24 protein-coding genes are annotated in these 21,205 nt (G+C 59.6%); 5 read left to right on the top strand and 19 right to left on the bottom strand.

Annotation, left to right across the window (positions count from 1 at the left end; all coding sequences use genetic code 11):
* Window positions 1–6: 6 nt before the first annotated feature.
* The 19 genes from gspG to def form a co-directional block, all read right to left on the bottom strand.
* Window positions 7–447, bottom strand: coding sequence for a type II secretion system major pseudopilin GspG (gene gspG / locus H035_RS0106050; protein WP_022948106.1), 441 nt, complete (start codon window positions 445–447; stop codon window positions 7–9).
* Window positions 448–511: 64 nt separating this feature from the next.
* The gene (gene tatC / locus H035_RS0106045) at window positions 512–1,261 is read right to left on the bottom strand and encodes a twin-arginine translocase subunit TatC (protein ID WP_022948105.1); all 750 of its coding nucleotides are present in this window, start codon (window positions 1,259–1,261) and stop codon (window positions 512–514) included.
* The gene (gene tatB / locus H035_RS18440) at window positions 1,245–1,625 is read right to left on the bottom strand and encodes a Sec-independent protein translocase protein TatB (protein WP_022948104.1); all 381 of its coding nucleotides are present in this window, start codon (window positions 1,623–1,625) and stop codon (window positions 1,245–1,247) included. The genes tatC and tatB overlap by 17 nt, the downstream gene beginning before the upstream one ends.
* A 49-nt stretch (window positions 1,626–1,674) precedes the next feature.
* Window positions 1,675–1,938, bottom strand: coding sequence for a twin-arginine translocase TatA/TatE family subunit (tatA, locus tag H035_RS0106035; protein ID WP_022948103.1), 264 nt, complete (start codon window positions 1,936–1,938; stop codon window positions 1,675–1,677).
* Between the two features lie 10 nt (window positions 1,939–1,948).
* A complete protein-coding gene (locus H035_RS0106030; RefSeq protein ID WP_022948102.1) occupies window positions 1,949–2,278 on the bottom strand; it encodes a phosphoribosyl-ATP diphosphatase in 330 nt (109 codons plus the stop codon).
* Window positions 2,268–2,675, bottom strand: a complete 408-nt coding sequence (gene hisI / locus H035_RS0106025) for a phosphoribosyl-AMP cyclohydrolase (RefSeq protein WP_022948101.1) — start codon at window positions 2,673–2,675, stop codon at window positions 2,268–2,270. The genes H035_RS0106030 and hisI overlap by 11 nt, the downstream gene beginning before the upstream one ends.
* Window positions 2,672–3,430 (bottom strand): imidazole glycerol phosphate synthase subunit HisF, encoded by a 759-nt coding sequence (hisF, locus tag H035_RS0106020; RefSeq protein WP_022948100.1) that lies wholly within the window; start codon window positions 3,428–3,430, stop codon window positions 2,672–2,674. Before hisF ends, hisI begins: the two co-directional genes overlap by 4 nt.
* Entirely contained in the window at window positions 3,430–4,161 is a 732-nt protein-coding gene (hisA, locus tag H035_RS0106015) for a 1-(5-phosphoribosyl)-5-[(5-phosphoribosylamino)methylideneamino]imidazole-4-carboxamide isomerase (protein WP_022948099.1), read from the bottom strand. The genes hisF and hisA overlap by 1 nt, the downstream gene beginning before the upstream one ends.
* Before the next feature lie 12 nt (window positions 4,162–4,173).
* A complete protein-coding gene (gene hisH, locus H035_RS0106010; protein ID WP_022948098.1) occupies window positions 4,174–4,809 on the bottom strand; it encodes an imidazole glycerol phosphate synthase subunit HisH in 636 nt (211 codons plus the stop codon).
* Window positions 4,806–5,405, bottom strand: a complete 600-nt coding sequence (hisB, locus tag H035_RS0106005; protein ID WP_022948097.1) for an imidazoleglycerol-phosphate dehydratase HisB — start codon at window positions 5,403–5,405, stop codon at window positions 4,806–4,808. The genes hisH and hisB overlap by 4 nt, the downstream gene beginning before the upstream one ends.
* Before the next feature lie 91 nt (window positions 5,406–5,496).
* Window positions 5,497–7,314: a translational GTPase TypA gene (gene typA / locus H035_RS0106000; RefSeq protein WP_022948096.1), complete on the bottom strand. Its 1,818-nt coding sequence runs from the start codon at window positions 7,312–7,314 to the stop codon at window positions 5,497–5,499.
* A gap of 35 nt (window positions 7,315–7,349) precedes the next feature.
* Entirely contained in the window at window positions 7,350–7,772 is a 423-nt protein-coding gene (locus tag H035_RS0105995; RefSeq protein ID WP_022948095.1) for a rhodanese-like domain-containing protein, read from the bottom strand.
* Entirely contained in the window at window positions 7,762–8,367 is a 606-nt protein-coding gene (locus tag H035_RS0105990; protein ID WP_022948094.1) for a class I SAM-dependent methyltransferase, read from the bottom strand. The genes H035_RS0105995 and H035_RS0105990 overlap by 11 nt, the downstream gene beginning before the upstream one ends.
* A gap of 40 nt (window positions 8,368–8,407) precedes the next feature.
* A complete protein-coding gene (locus H035_RS0105985; protein WP_022948093.1) occupies window positions 8,408–9,763 on the bottom strand; it encodes a sigma-54-dependent transcriptional regulator in 1,356 nt (451 codons plus the stop codon).
* A 98-nt stretch (window positions 9,764–9,861) separates the two neighbouring features.
* Window positions 9,862–12,081 carry a sensor histidine kinase gene (locus H035_RS18435; protein ID WP_022948092.1) on the bottom strand — a complete coding sequence of 740 codons (2,220 nt, stop codon included), beginning with the start codon at window positions 12,079–12,081 and terminating at the stop codon, window positions 9,862–9,864.
* The gene (locus H035_RS21225) at window positions 12,063–12,617 is read right to left on the bottom strand and encodes a DUF4390 domain-containing protein (protein ID WP_084684939.1); all 555 of its coding nucleotides are present in this window, start codon (window positions 12,615–12,617) and stop codon (window positions 12,063–12,065) included. The genes H035_RS18435 and H035_RS21225 overlap by 19 nt, the downstream gene beginning before the upstream one ends.
* The gene (rsmB, locus tag H035_RS0105970; RefSeq protein ID WP_022948090.1) at window positions 12,602–13,906 is read right to left on the bottom strand and encodes a 16S rRNA (cytosine(967)-C(5))-methyltransferase RsmB; all 1,305 of its coding nucleotides are present in this window, start codon (window positions 13,904–13,906) and stop codon (window positions 12,602–12,604) included. The genes H035_RS21225 and rsmB overlap by 16 nt, the downstream gene beginning before the upstream one ends.
* A 28-nt stretch (window positions 13,907–13,934) precedes the next feature.
* Window positions 13,935–14,858 carry a methionyl-tRNA formyltransferase gene (gene fmt, locus H035_RS0105965; protein ID WP_022948089.1) on the bottom strand — a complete coding sequence of 308 codons (924 nt, stop codon included), beginning with the start codon at window positions 14,856–14,858 and terminating at the stop codon, window positions 13,935–13,937.
* 5 nt (window positions 14,859–14,863) lie between these two features.
* Complete coding sequence (def, locus tag H035_RS0105960) at window positions 14,864–15,394, bottom strand: peptide deformylase (RefSeq protein WP_022948088.1); 531 nt, start codon at window positions 15,392–15,394, stop codon at window positions 14,864–14,866.
* A 175-nt stretch (window positions 15,395–15,569) separates the two neighbouring features.
* Between def and H035_RS0105955 the strand changes: the two genes are divergently transcribed.
* The 5 genes from H035_RS0105955 to H035_RS0105935 all read left to right on the top strand — a co-directional run bounded on the left by H035_RS0105955 (window position 15,570) and on the right by H035_RS0105935 (window position 21,180).
* On the top strand, window positions 15,570–16,613 hold the full coding sequence (locus H035_RS0105955) for a LysM peptidoglycan-binding domain-containing protein (RefSeq protein WP_022948087.1): 1,044 nt from the start codon (window positions 15,570–15,572) through the stop codon (window positions 16,611–16,613).
* Window positions 16,610–17,725 (top strand): DNA-processing protein DprA, encoded by a 1,116-nt coding sequence (gene dprA, locus H035_RS0105950; RefSeq protein ID WP_022948086.1) that lies wholly within the window; start codon window positions 16,610–16,612, stop codon window positions 17,723–17,725. The genes H035_RS0105955 and dprA overlap by 4 nt, the downstream gene beginning before the upstream one ends.
* Before the next feature lie 27 nt (window positions 17,726–17,752).
* Window positions 17,753–18,217: a DUF494 family protein gene (locus H035_RS0105945; protein ID WP_022948085.1), complete on the top strand. Its 465-nt coding sequence runs from the start codon at window positions 17,753–17,755 to the stop codon at window positions 18,215–18,217.
* Window positions 18,218–18,280: 63 nt separating this feature from the next.
* Window positions 18,281–20,596: a type I DNA topoisomerase gene (gene topA, locus H035_RS0105940; RefSeq protein ID WP_022948084.1), complete on the top strand. Its 2,316-nt coding sequence runs from the start codon at window positions 18,281–18,283 to the stop codon at window positions 20,594–20,596.
* 14 nt (window positions 20,597–20,610) lie between these two features.
* Window positions 20,611–21,180: an L-threonylcarbamoyladenylate synthase gene (locus H035_RS0105935; RefSeq protein WP_022948083.1), complete on the top strand. Its 570-nt coding sequence runs from the start codon at window positions 20,611–20,613 to the stop codon at window positions 21,178–21,180.
* Window positions 21,181–21,205: the final 25 nt, after the last annotated feature.

Below are 21,205 nucleotides of genomic sequence, written 5' to 3'. Positions count from 1 at the left end.
CGAGACTTACCAATTGCCGATATCGGCGTCCTCTCCTTCACCGCCTTCGCTGTTGTCGGCGCCGAGGGAATAGAGATCGTAATCCATGCCGCCGCGGCGGGGTGGATTTTCATAATGGAAGGGAAAACCCCAGGCGTCCTTGGGCAGTTCTTTCTTGCGCAAATAGGGGCCGTTCCAGTTGGCAAGCCCTTCCGGCGCAGTCAGCAAAGCCTCCAAGCCTTCTTCCTGGGTGGGATAGCGGCCGTTGTCGAGGCGGAAAGTATCCAGCGCGGTCGCCAGCATCTCGATCTGGGATTTGGTGGTCTTGACCTGGCCCTGCCCCAAGGCATTCATCAAGCGGGGACCCACCAAAGCCGCCAACATCCCGAGAATGGCCAACACGATCAACAACTCGATAAGGGTAAATCCCGAATGTTTCCGCCGCAATTGTCCAATTCGTTTTCGCATTGCTCACTTCTCCTGTTTGCTCATTTTCAAATCCAAAAGACATTTCTCCGACCGCGAGGCACCGTCAGGTTTCACGGGCGAAAGGCCGGGAAAACAACAAACCCAGTTCATACAAAAGCCACACCGGTACCGCCAGCAGCGTCTGGGAAATCACGTCGGGCGGAGTCAGCAGCATGCCGATCACGAAGGCCGCCACGATCACGTAGGGACGCTTGGCGGCCAGGGCCTTGCGGGTGGTGATTCCGCTCCAAATCAGCAAAATCGTGGCGATGGGCACTTCGAACGCCACCCCGAAAGCGAAAAACAGGGTGAGAACGAAATCCAAGTAGCGGCTGATGTCGGTCATCACCGATACCCCCAGGGGAGCGGTGGCGGTCATGAATTGAAACACCAACGGCAGTACCACGAAGTAGGCAAACGCCGCGCCCGCGTAGAACAACACGGTGCTGGCCGCCAACAGAGGCAGCAGCAAGCGTTTTTCGTGGCGATACAGTCCCGGGGCGACAAAGACCCAGATCTGATACAGGCTGAACGGCATGGTCGCGAAGATCGCCGCCACCAGCGCCAACTTGAACGGGGTCAAGAAAGGCGAGGCCACGTCGATGGCGATCATGCTGCTTTGCTCGGGCAGGTACTTGAGCAAGGGACCTGCCAGATAGGTATAGAGTTGATCGGCGAACGGCGCCAAACCCAGAAACACCACGAGCACCACCGCGATGATCTTGAGCAAGCGGCTGCGCAACTCGATCAGATGAGCGATGAAAGGCTGCTCCTGGCCTTCCGGTTCCGCTTCGCGCTCAGGTGGAGTTGTCATCGACAACGCGGGGTCTTTTCTCGGTAGCAGCGTGGCTTGTCCGCTTATCTCCGGGGGCAGCGGCGGGAGACGATCTTTCGGAGGAATCACCCTCGCCGGTGCGCGGCTCCACTTCCACCGGCCGGCGCAATTCACGCTCCAGCGCTTTCAGCTGGCGGAAGGATTGGTCCCGCTCCAGGGACGACTTGACATCCTCCAGGGCCAGTTCGTGCTCGATCTCGGCTTTCACCGTGGCCGCCATCTGACGCGCCCGGCGCAGCCATAGAGCCGTCGTGCGCACCGCGCCGGGCAAACGCTGCGGCCCCAACACCAACAAGGAAATCAAACCGATCAAGGTCAATTCCCAAAAACCGACGTCAAACATTGCACGGCCTCATAGGTGTGGTGAACGCTCCGCCTCATCGTCGGTTTTTTCAAAGCGGTTTGCGTTCGGGCTTGTCCGCCTTTTCGTGGGTCGATTCGGGGTGAGCCTCGGAGCGCCATTCGGGCGCTTGATCCGCTTCCAGATGCTCGGGGTTCTCCGTTTTCCCGGCTTCGCTTTCCTCCTCGCCCATCGCATTCTTGAAACCCCGGATCGCGCCGCCCAGATCCGATCCGAGATGCCGCAACCTGCGGGTGCCGAACAACAACAGCACGATCGCCAACACGATCAACAACTGCCAAATACTGATTCCCATCTAAGTCTCCTCACGACTGATTGCGTGCGGCCTTTTCTTCCAGTCCCGACAAACCGAAACGCCGCTTGAGTTCGGCCAGCACATTTTCCGGCCCCAAACCCTGATGGGCCAGCAATACCAGGGTATGAAACCACAAATCGGCGGTCTCATAAATCAACTGCTCGCGATTTTCTCCCTTGGCCGCGATCACCGTCTCGGTGGCCTCCTCGCCGATCTTCTTCAAAATCCCGTCCATGCCCTTGGCATAAAGGGACGCCACGTAGGACGTTTCGGGATCGGCGTGCTTGCGTTTTTCCAAGACCTCGGCCAACTCCTCCAATATCCGCTCGTCAAGCGCCATAAATCTCCTCCGGATCTTTCTTGACCGGATCGACGATCCGCCAGCGACCGTCTTCCCAGCGGCGGTAAAAACAATGGTGACGACCGGTGTGACAAGCGACGCCGCCTTCCTGGACCACTTGGAGCAACACCGTGTCGCCGTCGCAATCGAGACGCATCTCACGGACCCACTGGCGATGGCCCGAGGATTCGCCCTTGCGCCACAAGCGTCTCCGCGAACGCGACCAATAAACGGCCACGCCCTCTTCGGCGGTCAGACGCAAGGCCTCGCGATTCATCCACGCCAACATCAATACCCGCCCCGTTTCCTGTTCCTGCGCAATGGCCGGCACCAACCCCTCGGGATTCCAGGCCACCTGATCCAGCCATTCTACTTGATCGGTTCGGGAATCGCTCATTGGCGCACCTCGATTCCTCGCTCGGTCAGATAAGCTTTGGCCTGGTGAATGGAATACTCGCCGAAGTGGAAAATGCTGGCCGCCAACACGGCATCCGCGCGGCCTTCCACAATCCCCTCGGCCAGATGTTCCAGATTTCCCACGCCACCGGAGGCGATGACGGGAATTCCGACCCGCTCGCTTACCGCCCGGGTCAAGGCCAGGTCGAAGCCTTCCTTGGTGCCGTCGCGGTCCATGCTGGTGAGCAGGATCTCCCCCGCCCCCAGCGCTTCCATTTTGGCGGCCCAATCCACCGCATCGAGGCCGGTGGGTTTGCGGCCGCCGTGGGTGAATATTTCCCAGTGATCGCCGACCCGCTTGGCGTCGATGGCCACCACGATGCATTGGGAACCGAAACGCTCGGCCGCCTGCTGGACGAATTCCGGATGGAACACCGCGGCGGTATTGATGGCAACCTTATCGGCGCCGGCATTGAGCATCCGGCGAATGTCGTCCAAGGTCCGGATGCCTCCGCCCACCGTCAGGGGAATGAACACGCAGCCGGCCACCTGCTCCACCACGTGCACCATGGTATCGCGGCCTTCATGGCTGGCGGTGATATCGAGGAAAGTCAGTTCATCCGCCCCTTCCTCATCGTAGCGCCGGGCAATTTCCACCGGATCGCCCGCATCGCGGATGTCCACGAATTGAACCCCCTTGACCACCCGTCCGCGATCCACATCGAGGCATGGAATGATGCGTTTGGCCAATCCCATCAATACTGCTCCGCCAATTTCAAGCCCGCCGCGAAATCCAGGGTCCCTTCATAAATGGCGCGGCCGGTAATGGCGCCGATGACCCCGTTCTCGGCGATCTTTCCCACGCTGCGGACATCGTCCAAGCTGCGAATCCCGCCGGAAGCGATCACCGGAATCTGAATCGCCTCGGCCAGACGCGCGGTCGCCTCGACGTTGACGCCCTGCAACATGCCGTCCCGACTGATATCGGTGTAGATGATCGCCTCCACCCCTTCGTCCTCGAAACGCCGGGCCAGGTCGATCACATCGTGGCGCGAGAGTTTCGACCAACCGTCGATGGCCACTCGCCCCTCCTTGGCATCCAGGCCGACGATGATGTGGCCGGGAAATTCCATCGCCATGTCTTCCACGAAATGGGGCGCGGTCACCGCGCGCGTCCCGAGAATGGCATATTGCACCCCCGCGTCCAGATAGGCTTGGATGGTATCCCCGTCGCGGATTCCGCCCCCCACCTGCACGGCCACTTCCGGAAAGGCTTCGGTGATGGCTCGGATCACGTCGGCGTTTCGAGGCTTGCCGGCGAAGGCGCCGTCCAGATCCACCAAGTGCAAGCGCTTCGCGCCCATTTCCACCCAGCGTCGCGCCACCGCCACCGGATCATCCGAAAACACCGTATCGTCCTCCATTCGTCCCTGACGAAGACGCACACATTTACCGGCTTTCAAGTCAATCGCGGGAATCAACAACATGATTTCAATCTCTCAAGGTGACCAATGCAAAAAGTTAGACAATAGACGCAGCCCTTGGATCTGGCTTTTTTCCGGATGAAACTGCACCGCGAATAGGTTATCGCGGGCCAGCGCGCAGGCGAACGGATCGGGATAATCGCAAGTTCCGGAGATATCTTCGTTTCGCTCGGGCCGGGCATAATAGCTATGGACAAAATAAAACCAACTTTCCGTAGGAATACCCTTCCACAGCGGATGGGGTTGAACCTGGCGCACCCGGTTCCACCCCATATGGGGAATTTTCAAAGGCACGCCTTGAACTTCGCGTCCCGGTGAGAAACGCACGACCTTGCCCGGAAAAATCCCCAAGCAGGGCACATCGCCCCCCTCTTCGCTCGCCTCCAAAAGCGCTTGCAGTCCCAGACAGATACCCAGCAGGGGACGGGTGCGCGCCACGTGCTGCAGCACATCGACCAGATGCAAGCGGCTCAGGGCGGCCATGCAGTCGGCGATCGCCCCCACCCCCGGAAACACCACCCGGTCGGCGGACAGAATCCGCCCCGAATTGGCGGTCACATGAATGTGGGCCTCGGGCGCCACATGGTGGAGCGCCTTGGCGATGGAGTGCAGATTTCCCATTCCATAATCGATGACGGCAACGCGAATCATACCAGCGTCCCCTTGGTGGAAGGAACGATCCCACCGCGGCGTTCGTCCACCGCCAACGCAGCTCTCAAGCTGCGACCGAAAGCCTTGAACACGGTCTCGGCGATGTGATGGGCGTTGCGGCCGCGCAAATTGTCGATATGCAAAGTCACTTGGGCGTGATTGACGAAACCTTGAAAGAATTCTCGGATCAAGTCCACGTCGAAACCGCCGATCATCGCGCGCTGGAAGTCCACCTCATACACCAGTCCGGGGCGGCCGGAAAAATCCACCACCACCCGCGACAATGCCTCGTCCAAAGGCACATAGGCGTGGCCGTAGCGATAGATGCCCTGCTTGTCGCCCACCGCCTTGGAAAAGGCCTGGCCCAGGGTGATCCCGATGTCTTCCACCGTATGGTGGGCGTCGATGTGAAGATCCCCCTCGGCGGTGATTTCCAGGTCCATGACGCCATGCCGGGCCACTTGATCCAGCATGTGTTCGAGAAAAGGCACGCCGGTCTCGAAGACGGCGCGCCCGGTTCCATCCAGGTCCAGGCGGACGGCCACCCGGGTTTCGAGCGTGCTGCGCTCCACCGCAGCTTGACGGGAATGGGTCATGTTGGTCTCTTCTTAAACGCTACAAGTCGGCTTTGCTTGAAAAGCTTCTATCATAAACGGAAGGCCGGCTGGGCAAAAGCGTATCCCCGGATCAACTGGCGGCGCGCATCGCCCGTTTACGCTCGTGCTCCTTGAGGAGTTTTTTGCGCAAACGGATCGCTTCCGGCGTCACTTCCACCAATTCGTCCTCGTCGATGAATTCCAACGCCTGTTCCAAGCTGAATTGGACCGGCGGCGTCAAGAGCAGGTTCTCGTCGCTGCCGGCGGCGCGGACATTGGTCAACTGCTTGGCCTTGGTGGGGTTGACCACCAGATCGTTGCCGCGTGAATGGATACCGACGATCATGCCTTCGTACACCTCGTCCCCGTGCCCGAGAAACAGCCGCCCGCGTTCCTGCAGGTTGAACAAGGCGAAGGTCAAGGCCTTGCCGTCCGTATTGGAAATCAAAACCCCCTGGTTGCGGCAGCCGATGTCGCGAGATTTGATCGGGCCGTAGTGATCGAACACATGATAAAACAAGCCGGTCCCGGAGGTGGCCGACAAAAATTCGGTCTGAAAACCGATCAACCCCCGCGAGGGAATCAGATATTCCAGCCGGACCCGACCGCGTCCGTCCACGTTCATATCCTTCAGCTCTCCCTTGCGCGCGCCCAGGTTTTCCATCACCGCGCCTTGATGCGTCTCGTCCACTTCCAGGGTAACCTGTTCATAGGGTTCGCACATTTGACCGTCGATCTCCCGGAGAATCACTTCGGGGCGCGAAACCGCCAATTCATAGCCTTCCCGGCGCATGGTTTCGAGCAGGATGGACAAATGCAGTACGCCGCGTCCGGAAACGCGGAACTTGTCCGGATCGTCCCCTTCTTCCACCCTTAATGCCACGTTATGCTGCAACTCCCGGGTAAAACGCTCGCGCAGATGACGGGAAGTGAGGAATTTCCCCTCCCGACCGGCGAAGGGCGAGGTGTTGACCTGGAAGGTCATGCTCACGGTCGGCTCGTCCACGGTCAAGGCGGGCAAGGCCTCCGGCTGGGCCGGATCGCACACCGTATCGGAAATATGCAGGGGATCGAGGCCGCAAAAGGCCACGATGTCGCCCGCCTGGGCCGACTCGGTTTCGATCCGCTTGAGCCCTTGGAAACCGAACACTTGGGCGATCTTGCCGCCACGCGTTTGGCCGTCGCGGTCCACCGCGGTCACCGTCTGATTGCGCTTGAGACTGCCGCGTTGAATCCGGCCGATGCCGATCACCCCCACGTAGGCGTTGTAATCCAGACTGCTGACCTGGAGCTGCAAGGGGCCGTCCGGAGAGACCGGCGGCGGCGAAACGTGGTCGACGATGGTCTCGAACAAGGGGGTCATGTCGCCGCTGTCGATTTCCGCATCCATATTCGCATAGCCCTGCAGGGCGGAAGCGTAGACCACCGGGAAATCCAGCTGTTCGTCGGTGGCGCCGAGCCGGTCGAAGAGGTCGAAGGTTTGGTCCAGCACCCAATCGGGACGCGCGCCGGGGCGATCGATCTTGTTGATCACCACGATCGGCCGGAGACCGCGCGCCAAGGCCTTCTGCGTCACGAAACGGGTCTGGGGCATGGGGCCTTCCACCGCGTCCACCAGCAGCAGGACCGAATCGACCATGGACAGGACGCGCTCCACCTCGCCGCCGAAATCGGCGTGTCCCGGAGTATCCACGATATTAATCCGGAAATCGCGCCATTGAATGGCGGTATTCTTGGATAGAATGGTGATTCCCCGCTCGCGCTCCAGATCGCCCGAATCCATCACCCGATCGTTGACTTGCTCGTGGGAGGCGAATGCCCCGGACTGCTGCAAGAGCTTGTCCACCAAAGTGGTCTTGCCGTGGTCCACGTGGGCGATGATAGCGATGTTACGGATATTTTGAGTCACGTAGTTGAAAACTCCTGCATGAGAGGTTCGAAAAATTAATTCTGTTCCCAGGGTAAATCATGGAAACGCCAGCCGCCCCGGGTACCGCGGTGTTTTTTTTCGTCCAGCGGCCCTTCGAAGCCTTCGTCGATGTTGATCAAAGTCCGATAGCCGGCCTCCGCCATCGTCTTGGCCGCTTCCATGGAGCGCTGGCCGCTGCGGCACAGAAATAAGACCGGGATTTTCGGATCGGGCACGGCTTCCTTGACCGCCCCCACGAAATCGGGATGGGGCTGCATGGGAATGCCGTCCTTCCAAGGAATCAGCTTGCAGCCGGGAGGATGCCCGACGAACAGGTGTTCGTAAGTGGTGCGCACGTCGATCAATACCGATTCCGGATGTTCCTGCATGAATTTCCAAGCGGCGGGGGGCTTCAGATTCATGATTTGAGGTTCTGCTTCGCGGCTTTTATCGGACATGATTGTATTCTCCTTCAGGTCGTTGGCCCACCAGGCAGGCCTCGTTACGGAAACCCCGGCGGATATCGCCGCAGCCGGCTTCCTCTCGATAGACTCGGACGATTAGACCGGGAAACAAGCGCAACAATTCGTTCTCGTCCAACAAATACGCCGGATTACGGGGCCCTTCCGGGGCCACCTTGGCACGGACGAAGGTTTGATAAAAAAGCACCCCGCCCGGCTTTAGCGCCGCCTCGATGACGGGAACCAAGGCCCGAATCAAAAAGCGGCCGACCACGATCACATCGAAAGCCATTTTCGGCCACGCAATCGCTTCCGCGTCCACCACTTGGGCATCGATCGGCAAGCCCACGGCCCGGCGGCGCAATCGTCCGATCGCCTCCACGGAAAGATCCCACGCCTGGACGGCGAAGCCCCGCCGTGCCAGGAACAAGGCGTTGCTTCCCAGCCCGCAGGCCACATCCAAGGCGGTCCCGGAATCCGGCAACAAATGGTCATTCTCCGCCAATACCCGGGAAGGCTCCGGAGACTCGTTTCGATCGCGGTAAATTCGATCCCATTTGGATTGAAGGGATGGGCTATCGGCCGAAGTCATGGGAACAAGACGAATGCTCGTGCAAAGCTAAGGCGATTATTCAGCGCTTGTCCTTGAATTTGATCCCCAACGCGTGAAGCTTGCGATACAAATGGGTCCGCTCCATCCCGATCGCCTGGGACAGGCGAGCCACGTTGCCGCTGTGCTTTTCCAAATGGTATTCCAAATAAGATTTTTCGAATCGTTCGCGCGCTTCCTTGAGGGGTAAATCGTAGAACTCGGGCGCCTCCACCGATTCCTTGGTGACGATTTCGCCCAAGGCGGTCTTGACCTCTTCCAGTTCCACCTCCTCGCCGCTCCCGAGAATCAACAAGCGGTGGACCAGATTTTTGAGTTCGCGGATGTTACCCGGCCAGGCATAATTGCGCAAGAAATTCTGCACTGCCACCGGAAAACGCCGGAAATCCAATTTTTCCCGCGTCACGAAGCGATCCACGTAGTAGTTCAAAAGCTCCGGCACATCCTCGTTATGTTGACGCAGGGGAGGCACGCCCAAGGTGACTTCGTTCAACAGGTAAAAAAGATCCTTGCGGAACCTCCCCGCCTTGACTTCTTCCTCCAGGTTACGTCGGGTCGAAGTCAATACCCGCATATCCACCTTGACCTGTTCGCTCCCCCCCACGCGCAGGAACGCCTTGGATTCCAGGGCGCTGACCAGACGCAGTTGGGTTTCGGCGTCCATATCGCCCACTTCGTCCAGGAACAAGGCGCCGCCGTGCGCCTGCTCCAGCAAACCGTGATGAATTTTGCCTTGCTCTTCTTTACCGAAAAACTCCACCGCCGAATATTCCGGCGCGATGGTTCCCACCCCGACGGGAATAAACGGACCCTCGCGGCGCAAGCTGTGTTTATGCAGATAACGGGCGAAGGTTTCCTTGCCGCCCCCCGGCTCGCCCACGAACAATACCCGGGTATCGTACTGGGCCAAACGCTTGACTTGGTCGCGCAAACGCGCCATTGCCGGGCTTTTTCCGATCGGTTCGATGCTGGCCTCGCCGTCAACGCGCTGGGGAATCCGTTGGTATCGCCGACTCTCCAAAGCACGCTCCACGGTGGACAAAAGCTTGGCCATGGAGAGGGGTTTTTCCAAATAGTCGAACGCCCCCAGCCGGGTCGCTTCCACCGCCGTCTCGACCGTCCCGTGGCCAGACATCATGATCACCGGGCAAGGGGCGACCCCGTCCACCACCCACTCGTTGAGCAGACTGACGCCGTCCACATCCGGCATCCAAATATCCAGCAGCACCAGATCGGGGCGCTCTACTTGCCAATGACGCCGGGCCTGCGCCCCGTTTTCGGCGGTCACGACTTGAAACCCCTCGTCCTCCAGGATTTCCTGGAGCAGGTGGCAGATATCCGGCTCGTCATCGACGACTAAAATCGTTGCCTGGGTCATGGTGCATCTCCCTGTACACCACTCTGAGGGCGTACTACAGTGGGTGCAAATTTTCCATCCTGATAATTTGTCATGGGGTACTCGCCGCAAATTCTCTTCTACTCATTGTGCCACAGCTCGCTGACTTCTCCTTGCGCCTGGGTCAAGGCGCTGAACGCGGCCGGCAATCGGATCACGAATCGGGCACCGCCGGTAAATTGCCGATCCAAATAAATCGCTCCGCCGTGTTCCTCGATGATTTTCCTGACGATCGCCAACCCCAATCCGGTGCCTTTGGATTTCGTGGTCACATAGGGGTCGAAAACCTGATCCATCCGTTCCGGTTCCACCCCCGGACCATCGTCTTCCAATACCAATTCGACGCCCGCAAATCCGCGCTCATCCACCCGCTGGGCGACGATATGCATATGGACGGGGGGCGTGCCGGCCTCCAACGCATTCTTAATCAGATTGTGCAACACCTGGCGCAGCCGCGAGGGGTCCACATTCACCTCAGGCAGATCCGGCGCCAACGCCACCTGAAATTCTAACCCCGAAGACGACGGGTACAACGCCAGCACCTCGTCTACCAGTATACTCAGATCCAAGGCTTGTGGCTGCATCTTCGGCAGGCGGGCATATTCGGAAAAAGCGTTGACCATCGCTTTCAACGCCTCCACTTGTTGGACGATGGTGGCGGTGGATCGTTCCAGTACGGCCTGACCGTCCCGCTCCAACTGCGGTTTCAATTTATGCGACAAGCGTTCGGCGGACAATTGAATGGGCGTCAGAGGGTTTTTGATTTCATGGGCCAGGCGCCGCGCCATTTCGCTCCAGGCGGCGTGCTTCTGAGCTTGCACCAGCGCGGTGATATCGTCGAACACCAGCACCGCGCCGTGATGACGTCCGTCGGCGCCGAGCAGGGAACTGCCGCGGCACAATAGGACTTTCTGTCCCTGGGCGCCGGTCAGCGTCACTTCTTCCTGCCAGACGCCTTCCTCGCGCGCCAGACGCGCCCAAATCAACTGCACCAAATCCACCAGGTCCGGATTGATTTCACCCAGAGATCGCAAAGGTTTGTCCTGGATTTGCTCGAGGTCGATCTCCAGGATCGTTTCCGCCGCTTGATTGACGGTCTTGAGACGAAACTGCTCGCTGAGAGTGAGCACCCCGGAGGAAAGATGCCCCAACACCGTCTCCAGATAGGCACGCTGATCTTCCACCTGACGCCGGGAGCGTTCGGCTTCGTCTCGGGCACGAGCCAAGCGGGAGGTCATGGCATTGAAGGAACTGACCAAAAACCCCATGTCGTCCTTTTGCAGAATCGGCAAGCGTTGATCCAGATCCCCCTGGGCCACCGCCCGAGTTCCTTGGACCAACATTTTCACCGGGGCCACGATCCGCCGAATGCTGAGGAAGGCCGCCCAAATCGCGGTCAACATGCTGACCAAAAGAATCAGGGCGAGGGTCAGGGAAAAACTGAATTTCAGCGAACGGCGCAAATAAACCATCTCCCGGTAATGGGCGTAGGCCGACTCCACCGTCTGGGCCAGTTGATTCAAACGCCGCGGGAGATGATAAATCGCCTGCAAAATATACGGGCGCTGGTCTCTTTGCAGCGGCGCCAAGGCGCGCACTTGGAAGACCGGCTCTTTTTCGTCCACCACCAACGGACCGGTGGCCGGATCCAAGCCCACATAACCGGCATCCTCGGCCCAGGTCAACAAAGTGGGATCGGGTAAATTGGGCAGAATCAACTCGATCCCCGCGCTGCTGGTCGCCACGATCCGCCCTTGGCGGCTCAACAGAGTGAGTTCCACCGCATCGCTGCGTTCGCGCAAATGGTCCAGCTCGATGGGCAAAATCCCCTCGGGCACATCTCCGAGTTCCTCGGTCAAATGACGCGTCCGCTGCAACAGGGTCCGCATCCGCTGGTCGAGTGCGGCCTTGCTCAATTCCAGCGAACTTTCCATGGCCCGATCGATCTGGACGTCGAACCAGCTATCGATGCTCCGATGGAGAAATTGAAAAGAATAATAAAATACGATTGACGCCGGCGTCAGGGCCAGAAACACGAACAACAAAACCATCCGCAAAGCCAAGCGGGAACCGGCCGCGCGTTTGCGAAATTGGCGCACCAACCACCAGATATTGGCGCCCACCAGCCCCAGCAGCAACATCCCCCCCAAGACGTTGAGAACGAGCAGCCAGGAATACCAGCGGCTGAGCTCGGACGCCGCCTGGGTCGCCGAGCTCATCAAGTGCAAAGGCACCAGGATGACCCCGAACAGGATCATCACCAAGAAACTGAGAGGGAACTTTAATCGTTCAGTTGCCATCGGTATTTCGGCGAATGCAAACGCCATTGGGGCGAGAAATAGGCCGGCACGCGCAGTGCCCAGGGCAAGCGTTCAATATTGAGTTCGACCGCCACCTCGGCATAATGCTCGGAGCCGGTCAAGCGCCATTCCTCGGCCACCGGCAAGGCGATATCCTGCAGGTCGCCCAAGGCCCTGAGGGCGGCGGACAACTCGGCGAAACTGCGTTGGAAACGATTGGTCTCGTCGATCACACGGTAAACCTTGGCCAAGGGATAATACTGGATACGGAAATTCAGCGTCCGCTGCCACCGGGTCGTATCCCATAACCAATCGTGCGGCTGGCGGATTCGGGTGGTCACCGTAAGCACCACGGGTAAACCGTGATTCAAGGCATCGATCACCGGCGGACTGAAACGATAGTCGATCTCGGCGGTCAAGGTATAAGCATCGCTCTGGCGCAACAGTCTGGCCTCGCGGACCCGGAAACCGTAGTCGGCCGCAAGCGCGGTCGCCCATAGGGCGGCTGCGGCGGCAACCGTCAAGACGACGCGCATTTTTCCAGGCAGGCGTAAAAGAAGCCATCCATGTCCGGTTCGCCTCCGGTCAGAATCTGGCGGCCGCCTCTCCGATCCTCACCCCAGGCGCCCTCGATGGGAGCACAGCGCGCCTCGGGATGGGCTTGCAAAAAATCCCGGATTTGCGCTTCGTTTTCCTCGGGCAGCACCGAGCAAGTAGCGTATACCAACCGGCCCCCTTCGGCCAACAGCGGCCAAACTTGGCGCAAAATTTCCTGCTGCCCTTCCACCAAAGCGGCAATATCCTCTTCCCGGCGCAGCACCTTGATATCCGGATGCCGACGAATGACGCCGGTGGCCGAACAAGGGACATCCGCCAAGATACGATCGAAAGGCTTGCCGTCCCACCAATCGGCCGGGGAGCGGGCGTCGCCGCAGATAAGCGCAACCCCTGCTTCCTTCCTTGCCGCCCGGGCCAAATTCTCCCGGATACGCGCCAAACGCGTCTCCGAGATGTCCACCGCCACGATTTCGGAAAATCCGGAGCAGGACTCTAATAGATGCAATGTCTTGCCGCCGGGAGCGGCGCAGAGATCCAACACCCGCTGCCCCGGCCGTAGGTCCATCAGAGAGGCGGCCAACTGGGCCGCGGCATCCTGCACCGAAACCAGTCCCTCGGCGAACCCCGGCAACGCTTCCACCGGCACCGCCCGCGCCAATATCAGCGCCGAATCCACCCCCGCCACGGGCAAGGCCGTCATGCCTTCGTCCAGCAAACGATTGCGGTAGCGCTCTCGATCGATTCTCGCCAAATCGACTCTCAAGGTCATCGGCGGCTGACGGTTGTTGGCGGTCAAGATGGCCGCGGCTTGCCGGGGCCAATCACGCTCGAGCCGGCGGCGCAGCCAGGCGGGGTGGCTGACGGCGGCCTCGAAATCGGCATCGGCGGCCGTTTCCAAGGCTTCCCGACGGCGCTGAAAGTTGCGCAAAAGCGCGTTCAAAAGAGGTCGCGCCCAAGTCTTGCTTCCCGCCGCCGCCACCGTTTCGGCCACGGCGGCGTGGGGTTTGACCGCCATGAACGCCAACTGATGGAGTCCAATCAGGGCCAGGGCATGAATTTGGGCGTTCTTGATGGGCCGGTGCGCCAACTGCTGTAAAATGAACTCGAGCCGGTGAAACCAACGCAAGGTACCGAAACACAAGGCTTTCAGAAGGGCGTGTTGGTTTGGGGGAAGCTTGGCCAATGCCGACGGCAACGCATCGGCGAGAGATTGGCCGGCCAACACTTGGCGCACGACGTCGGCGGCGGAAGAACGGACATTGCTCACGACGCGAAAAGCTCTGCAGGAGAAGCGTTCAGATCAGGCACAGGCCCTCGCAGGGATGGGCATTGAGAAAAGCTTCCGCCGACATCGGCCTCCCCCCGGGCAATTGCACCTCCAATAGGCGCAAGCAGCCCTCGCCGGTAGCCACCTCCAAGGTTTTCTTGGCGCTGACGACGGTGCCAGGCGCTTCCGAGACCGATCGATCCACGGCTTCGGCCCGCCAAATCCGCAGCGTCTTATCTCCCAGGTGGGTAAAAGCCACCGGCCACGGATTGAAGGCGCGCACGACGAGAGCCAATTGCCGCGCGGATTGGGACCAGTCGAGGCGGGCTTCCTCTTTGCGGATTTTGTCGGCATAGGTGGACCGGGCATCGTCCTGGGGTTCGGCCACGAGCGTACCGGCCGCAACGGCGGGCAAGATGTTTTGCAGGGCTTCCGCGCCCAAGCGGGCCAAGCGGTCGTGAAGCTCACCCCCGGTTTCCTCGGGCAAAATGGGAATGGCCTTGCGAAGCAGCATGGGACCGGCGTCCAAACGTTCCACCACCTGCATGAGGGTGACCCCGGTTTCCCGGTCGCCCGCCAGAATCGCGCGCTGAATCGGTGCCGCTCCCCGCCAGAGGGGAAGGAGGGAAGCGTGGATGTTGATCGCCCCGTGGGTGGGAATTTGCAAAAACTCCCGCGGCAACATCAAACCGTAGGCGACGACCACCAGCAGATCCGGCCGGAGGCGGGAGAAGTCCTCGACCGCCTGACCGCTGCGCAGCGTTTCGGGTTGGTAGACGGGAATGGCGTGGTTCAAGGCCGTTTGCTTGATTGGACTGGCCCGAAGCCGACGGCTGCGCCCTGCCGGCCGATCCGGTTGCGTGTACACGGCGACCACCTGATGATCGGAAGCCAAGACCGCTTCCAGGCTGGGCACCGCAAATTGCGGCGTTCCTGCAAATACGATCCGCATCAACTTCAAACGGTCGCCGCCGCGGGCGCCCTGTCCCTGGCGTGACGCTGGGCCTTGAGTTTTTTCTTGCGAATTCTCTGGCGCTTGAGAGGGGAGAGATAATCCACAAACAGCTTGCCTTCCAGGTGATCGATCTCATGTTGGATGCATACCGCCAACAGCCCTTCGGCCTCCCTCTCGAAAGGCTCGCCCTCGCGATCCATGGCGCGCACCTTGATCCGATCGGCCCGACGCACCTTTTCAAAGATTCCCGGTACCGACAGGCAACCTTCTTCGCTTTCTTCCTCCCCGCTCCGGGCGAGAATCTCGGGATTGATCAGGCACAATGGCTGATCCTTGGATTCGGACACGTCAATGACGATCACCCGTTTTTGGACATTGACCTGGGTCGCGGCGAGGCCGACACCGGGCGCCTCGTACATGGTCTCGAACATGTCATCGACCAGTTGTCGGATAGAATGATCCACCGCCTCCACAGGCTTGGCCTTTTTACGTAACCGAGGGTCCGGAAACTCCAAAATTTCCAATAAGGCCATGAGCGACTCCTACTGCAGATCGTTGCGTTGCTAGCATTTTAGCCGAATTGATCTAAACTTTTAAACGAAAGGAGCGGGACGGGGCCTTCGGCTTCCCTCCGACCTTGTCCCATAAACCATATAGAAATGACCGATCCCCTTGGCAAAAGTTGCAACCGCTGGAGGAACCGTCGCCATGCACGCTTTCCGCGTTTTCGTCATCGCCCTGGCGCTAGGCAGCGCCGTCATCGCTCACGCCAAGGAAATTCCCTTGGCACAGGGCCATCCCCAGCGTTATACCGTGGTCAAAGGCGACACCCTCTGGGACATCGCCGCCCGATTCTTGAAAAACCCCTGGCAATGGCCGAAGATTTGGAAAGCCAATCCCCAAATCGAAAATCCCCATTGGATTTATCCGGGGGACGTGCTGACATTGAAATACATCGATGGCCAACCCCGGCTCGTCCTACAGCGCCACGAAAAAACGGAGAAACTTCAGCCCCAAATCCGGGAAACGTCCCTGGATGAGGCGATTCCCACCATCCCTTATGAAGCTGTCCGCCAGTTCCTGACCACCCCTCGGGTGGTCACCGAGGAAGAAATCGAAGAGGCGCCCTATATCGTTAGCTTGCGCAACAATCGCCTAATCGGCGGCAACGGCGACACCATTTATGTTCGAGGGCTCGAAAAACATTCCAAGGAGATCCGGGGCTATACCATCTTCCGGCAAGACGAACCCTTGAGAGATCCGGAAACCAAGGAAATTTTGGGGTACAACGCCTTGTACGTCGCCGACGCCCACTTGGAACGCAGCGGCGATCCCGCCTCCCTCTCGGTCAGCCGCAGCGTGCGCGAAGTGCTGGTGGGAGACCGTCTCCTCCCCATCGCCCGGGAAGCGTTGGCGATGGATTACTACCCCCACCCGCCGGCCGAGGAAATCGAGGGGCATATCATCGAAGTGATGGACGGTGTCTCGCAACTCGGCCAGTACCATCTGGTGGTAATCGATCGAGGGCGCCAAGACGGGCTGGAAAAAGGGCACGTTCTGGACATCTGGCAGCACGGCGTCAAGGTGCTGGATTCGGTGGGCAAACGGGCATCGGAATGGGTCACCCTGCCGGATGAAAAATCCGGGCTGGTATTGATCTTCCGTCCGTTCGAGCGGGTCAGTTACGGGATTATCATGAAAGCGACCTACCCCATCCATCTGGGCGATTTGGTTAAAAAGCCCTTGCTTTGACCTTTTCCCCCGATCTGCGCCACCTCATCGCCCTGGCGCAAATTCCCGGCGTCGGGGCGCAAGCGTTCAAGACCCTGCTGGAGGCGTTTCCCGACCCGGAAATATTGTTCGAGCAACCGCTCCCCGCTTCCTACCGACGGGGACTAAGCGAGCGAACACGGCAAGCGCTGCGCCAACCCGACTGGGATTTGGTCGATCGTACATTGACTTGGGCGGCCGAACCCGACCGCCACCTCCTGGCGGTGACCGACCCCGGCTATCCCCCGCAACTCAAGGAAATCTCCTCCCCGCCCCCGCTCCTATACGTCCACGGCCAATTGGAATGTTTGCGCCGCCCCCAATTGGCCGTGGTGGGCAGCCGCAACCCCTCCCGCAACGGCCGCCAAATCGCATTCGAGATCGCTCAAGCCCTGGCGGAATTGAACTTGGTCATCACCAGCGGCTTGGCGCTCGGCATCGACGGCGCCGCCCATCAGGGAGCGCTGGCCGGAGGCGAATCCACCGCCGCCGTGATGGGCACCGGCCCGGACCGGATTTACCCCGCCCGTCACAAAAACCTGGCCGCAGAGATTGTCACCCACGGCGCAATCGTGTCAGAATTCCCCCCGGGCACGCCGGTGCGCGCACAACATTTTCCGCGCCGCAACCGAATCATCGCCGGCTTGTCCTTGGGTACTCTGGTGGTTGAAGCAACGCGCCGAAGCGGTTCATTGATCACGGCACGCTTCGCACTTGAACAGGGACGGGAGGTGATGGCGATTCCTGGAGACATCCATAATCCTCAGGCGAAAGGATGTAACGCCTTGATTCGCGAAGGCGCCCAACTGGTGGAAACCGTCGATGATATTCTGGAGGCACTGAATCTGCTCACACCTCCTGTAAACGAACCGGATACCCCGACACCTTCTTCCACTTCCCCTAATCCGAGCAATGAACTCAGCGGCGATTATCGAGACTTATTAAATAAAATCGATTACGCTCCCACGCCCGTGGATCAGCTGGTGGAAACCACCGGAATGCCACCCGCGGAGGTGGCTTCCATGCTGCTGGTATTGGAGCTGGAAGGTTACATTACCGCCGCCCCCGGCGGCTGTTATCAACGGATTCGTTAATCGAGTCCAAGGCCCGGAAAAAGCGCCATGAAAGAGAATGTATTTGACGTATTGATGTATTTGTTCGAAAACTACATGGATGAAGATCCGGAAATGATGCCCGATCCGGACTCGATCCGCACCGAATTGGTGGCGGCCGGATTTCCCCAACGAGATATCGACAAGGCGTTTCAATGGTTGGAATCCCTGACCCAGGGCCAAACCATTCAAACCACCATGCCCACGTTCCGCGTCTATGCGCCGGAAGAAACGAGCAAGCTGGATAAGGAATGTCGCGGACTTCTATTGTTTTTGGAACAAAGCGGCATTCTCAATCCTTCCAATAGGGAACTGGTCATCGATCGCGCCATGGCGCTGAGCCGCGACGATTTAACCCTGGAAAACCTGAAATGGATCGTACTCATGGTGCTATTCAGTCAGCCCGACCAGGAAGTGGCCTTCTCGCGCATGGAGGATCTGGTCTACGACAACACCCCGATCGCGCTGCACTGAGCAATTGCCCGGAGCGCGGGAGGCGCTCCCCAACTCACCAACCCGATAGAATACGCAATATTCATGGCTCAAAATCTCGTTATCGTCGAATCGCCGGCCAAGGCCAAAACCATCACCAAGTATCTGGGACCCGGCTTCAAGGTGCTGGCATCCTACGGTCACGTGCGCGATCTCGTTCCCAAGGAAGGCGCGGTCGATCCCGAGCACGATTTCGCCATGAAGTACGAGCCCATCGATAAAAACAAAAAACACATTCAAGCCATCAAGCAGGCGGCCAAAGGGGCTTCGGCCTTGTATCTCGCCACCGACCCCGACCGGGAAGGCGAGGCGATCTCTTGGCACATTCTGGAGATCCTCAAAAACAGCCGTTGCCTGAAAGGCAAGTCCGTTCACCGAATCGTGTTCCACGAAATCACCCGGCGGGCGATTCAAGAGGCGCTCAACCACCCCGGGGAACTGTCCACCGATCTGATCAACGCCCAGCAGGCCCGCCGCGCCCTCGACTATCTGGTGGGTTTCAATCTCTCGCCGCTATTGTGGAAAAAGATTCGACGGGGCCTGTCGGCCGGCCGGGTGCAAAGTCCGGCCCTGCGCATGATCGTCGAACGCGAGCTCGAAATCGAGCAGTTCGAGCCGCAGGAATACTGGACCATCGACGCCGCCTGTCGGGCGGAGCAGCAGCCTTTCAGCGCCAAGCTGACCCGGTACCAAGGCGAGAAAATCAAGCAGTTCAGCATCACCGATGCCGAGCGAGCCAACGCGGTCCGGCAAACTTTGCTGGATTTGGCTCAAGGCCACCTGACCGTGGCCAAGGTGGAGAAGAAGCAGCGCAAACGCAATCCGGCGCCCCCCTTCATCACCTCCACCCTGCAACAGGAAGCGGCGCGCAAACTGGGCTTTTCCACCCGCCGCACCATGACGGTGGCGCAGCAGCTCTACGAGGGCATCGATATCGGCGGCGAAACGGTGGGTTTGATTACCTACATGCGCACCGACTCCACCCAATTGGCGCAAGAGGCGGTGGCCGAAATCCGCGATCTGATCGCATCGAGCTACGGGCAAGACCATCTGCCGTCCAAGCCCCGCATTTTCAAAGCCAAGTCCAAAAACGCCCAGGAGGCGCACGAAGCGATCCGTCCCACCTCGAGCGCCCGCCTGCCCGATCAGCTCAAGCCGCATTTGACCTCGGATCAATTCAGGCTGTACGAGCTGATTTGGAAACGCACGCTGGCGTGTCAGATGATCCACGCCACCCTCAATACCGTCGCTGTGGATCTGACTTGCGGCACCCCCGACAATCTGTTCCGCGCCACCGGCTCCACTATCGCCCATCCGGGTTTCTTGGTGTTGTACGAAGAAGGCAAGGACGATGCCGGCCGGGAAAACGGGGACAAATTGCTCCCTCCCTTGAAAGAAGGCCAGCAAGTGGCATTGGAGGATATCCTTGCCGGTCAGCACTTCACCGAGCCGCCGCCCCGCTACACCGAAGCCAGCCTGGTCAAGGCCCTGGAAGAATACGGCATCGGTCGACCTTCCACGTATGCCAGCATCATCTCGACTTTACTCAACCGGGAATACGTGGTATTGGAAAGCAAACGCTTCCAACCCACCGACGTGGGCCGGATCGTCAACCGCTTCCTTACCGAGCATTTCACCCGCTACGTGGACTACCACTTCACCGCCAATCTGGAGGATCAACTCGACGCCGTCTCCCGCGGGGAAACGCAGTGGGTCCAATTGCTGCGTCAATTTTGGCGTCCGTTCAAGGAATTGGTGGACGACAAGGAAGTCAGCGTTCAGCGCAAGGACGTCACCCAGCAACCGATCGACGAACGCTGCCCGGAATGCGGCGGCCAATTGGCGATCCGGCTGGGACGCAACGGTCAATTCATCGGCTGCAGCAACTACCCGGAATGCAAATATACTCGCAACCTGGGCGAAGACAAGGAAGCACCTCAACCGGAAACCCTCGATCGGGCCTGTCCCGAATGCGGCGGTCAGCTGCAGATCAAAACCAGCCGTTACGGCCGCTTCATCGGCTGCAGCAATTACCCCAAATGCCGTCACATCGAGCCCTTGGAAAAACCGGAAGACACCGGGGTTACCTGTCCCCAATGCGGCAAAGGGACGCTTCTGAAGCGCAAATCCAGGAGCGGTAAAATTTTCTATTCGTGCTCCACCTATCCCAAATGCAACTACGCGGTGTGGAATCCTCCCCTGGCGGAACCCTGCCCCCAATGCGGCTGGCCGATTCTGACCCTGAAAACCACCAAGCGCCGGGGGACGGAAAAGGTATGTCCGCAAAAGGCATGCGGTTATGCGACACCCTACGAGGGTGAAACGTCCGACACCGAAGCCAAGGCCGCCGCTTCCCGATAATCCTTTGCAATACAATGAATCGGCGTTTACCCGCTTGGCGGCGACACTTGGCGGTTCGCCTTTTGCGGCATGGAGGCATTGTCGCCTACCCTACCGAGGCGGTGTACGGATTGGGGTGCGACCCTTGGAATCAAGCGGCGGTGCAAGCCATCCTGCGCCTCAAGTCGCGCCCCTGGCAGAAGGGTTTGATTCTCATCGCGGCTTCGTTCGAGCAGCTATCGCCGTTCATTCTGCCGCCGCCTGCGGACATTCTGACCCGGATCCTGCCCACCTGGCCGGGGCCGGTCACCTGGCTCCTTCCCGCCGCTCCGGGCGTGCCGCGCTGGCTTAGGGGGAACCACGCCACCCTCGCGGTGCGGGTCACCGCCCACCCCGTCGCCGCCGAGTTGTGCCGAGCCTTCGGCGCGCCGCTGGTATCCACCAGCGCCAACCCGGCCGATCTCCCGCCGGCTCGTTCTCTCCTCAAGCTGAGGAAATATTTCGCCGAGTTCGCGGAAAATCCTCTAATCGTTCCCGGCCCCCTGGGAGGGCTGGAACGCCCGACGCCGATCCACGACCCTTACCGCAATCAAAGACTTCGTTAAGTGCCGGAGTGTTGGCGTGGGGGAT

It is taken from the genome of Methylohalobius crimeensis 10Ki, assembly GCF_000421465.1.
Lineage (GTDB): Bacteria > Pseudomonadota > Gammaproteobacteria > Methylococcales > Methylothermaceae > Methylohalobius > Methylohalobius crimeensis.
This window is presented reverse-complemented; position numbering and strand designations above follow the sequence as displayed.

What these genes read in the sequence shown, in the direction of transcription:
- gspG (WP_022948106.1), bottom strand. Translation starts at nt 447, where the DNA reads ATGCGAAAACGAATTGGACAATTGCGGCGGAAACATTCGGGATTTACC.
- tatC (WP_022948105.1), bottom strand. Translation starts at nt 1,261, where the DNA reads ATGACAACTCCACCTGAGCGCGAAGCGGAACCGGAAGGCCAGGAGCAG.
- tatB (WP_022948104.1), bottom strand. Translation starts at nt 1,625, where the DNA reads ATGTTTGACGTCGGTTTTTGGGAATTGACCTTGATCGGTTTGATTTCC.
- tatA (WP_022948103.1), bottom strand. Translation starts at nt 1,938, where the DNA reads ATGGGAATCAGTATTTGGCAGTTGTTGATCGTGTTGGCGATCGTGCTG.
- H035_RS0106030 (WP_022948102.1), bottom strand. Translation starts at nt 2,278, where the DNA reads ATGGCGCTTGACGAGCGGATATTGGAGGAGTTGGCCGAGGTCTTGGAA.
- hisI (WP_022948101.1), bottom strand. Translation starts at nt 2,675, where the DNA reads ATGAGCGATTCCCGAACCGATCAAGTAGAATGGCTGGATCAGGTGGCC.
- hisF (WP_022948100.1), bottom strand. Translation starts at nt 3,430, where the DNA reads ATGGGATTGGCCAAACGCATCATTCCATGCCTCGATGTGGATCGCGGA.
- hisA (WP_022948099.1), bottom strand. Translation starts at nt 4,161, where the DNA reads ATGTTGTTGATTCCCGCGATTGACTTGAAAGCCGGTAAATGTGTGCGT.
- hisH (WP_022948098.1), bottom strand. Translation starts at nt 4,809, where the DNA reads ATGATTCGCGTTGCCGTCATCGATTATGGAATGGGAAATCTGCACTCC.
- hisB (WP_022948097.1), bottom strand. Translation starts at nt 5,405, where the DNA reads ATGACCCATTCCCGTCAAGCTGCGGTGGAGCGCAGCACGCTCGAAACC.
- H035_RS0105995 (WP_022948095.1), bottom strand. Translation starts at nt 7,772, where the DNA reads ATGTCCGATAAAAGCCGCGAAGCAGAACCTCAAATCATGAATCTGAAG.
- H035_RS0105990 (WP_022948094.1), bottom strand. Translation starts at nt 8,367, where the DNA reads ATGACTTCGGCCGATAGCCCATCCCTTCAATCCAAATGGGATCGAATT.
- H035_RS0105985 (WP_022948093.1), bottom strand. Translation starts at nt 9,763, where the DNA reads ATGACCCAGGCAACGATTTTAGTCGTCGATGACGAGCCGGATATCTGC.
- H035_RS18435 (WP_022948092.1), bottom strand. Translation starts at nt 12,081, where the DNA reads ATGGCAACTGAACGATTAAAGTTCCCTCTCAGTTTCTTGGTGATGATC.
- H035_RS21225 (WP_084684939.1), bottom strand. Translation starts at nt 12,617, where the DNA reads ATGCGCGTCGTCTTGACGGTTGCCGCCGCAGCCGCCCTATGGGCGACC.
- fmt (WP_022948089.1), bottom strand. Translation starts at nt 14,858, where the DNA reads ATGCGGATCGTATTTGCAGGAACGCCGCAATTTGCGGTGCCCAGCCTG.
- def (WP_022948088.1), bottom strand. Translation starts at nt 15,394, where the DNA reads ATGGCCTTATTGGAAATTTTGGAGTTTCCGGACCCTCGGTTACGTAAA.
- H035_RS0105955 (WP_022948087.1), top strand. Translation starts at nt 15,570, where the DNA reads ATGCACGCTTTCCGCGTTTTCGTCATCGCCCTGGCGCTAGGCAGCGCC.
- H035_RS0105945 (WP_022948085.1), top strand. Translation starts at nt 17,753, where the DNA reads ATGAAAGAGAATGTATTTGACGTATTGATGTATTTGTTCGAAAACTAC.
- topA (WP_022948084.1), top strand. Translation starts at nt 18,281, where the DNA reads ATGGCTCAAAATCTCGTTATCGTCGAATCGCCGGCCAAGGCCAAAACC.
- H035_RS0105935 (WP_022948083.1), top strand. Translation starts at nt 20,611, where the DNA reads ATGAATCGGCGTTTACCCGCTTGGCGGCGACACTTGGCGGTTCGCCTT.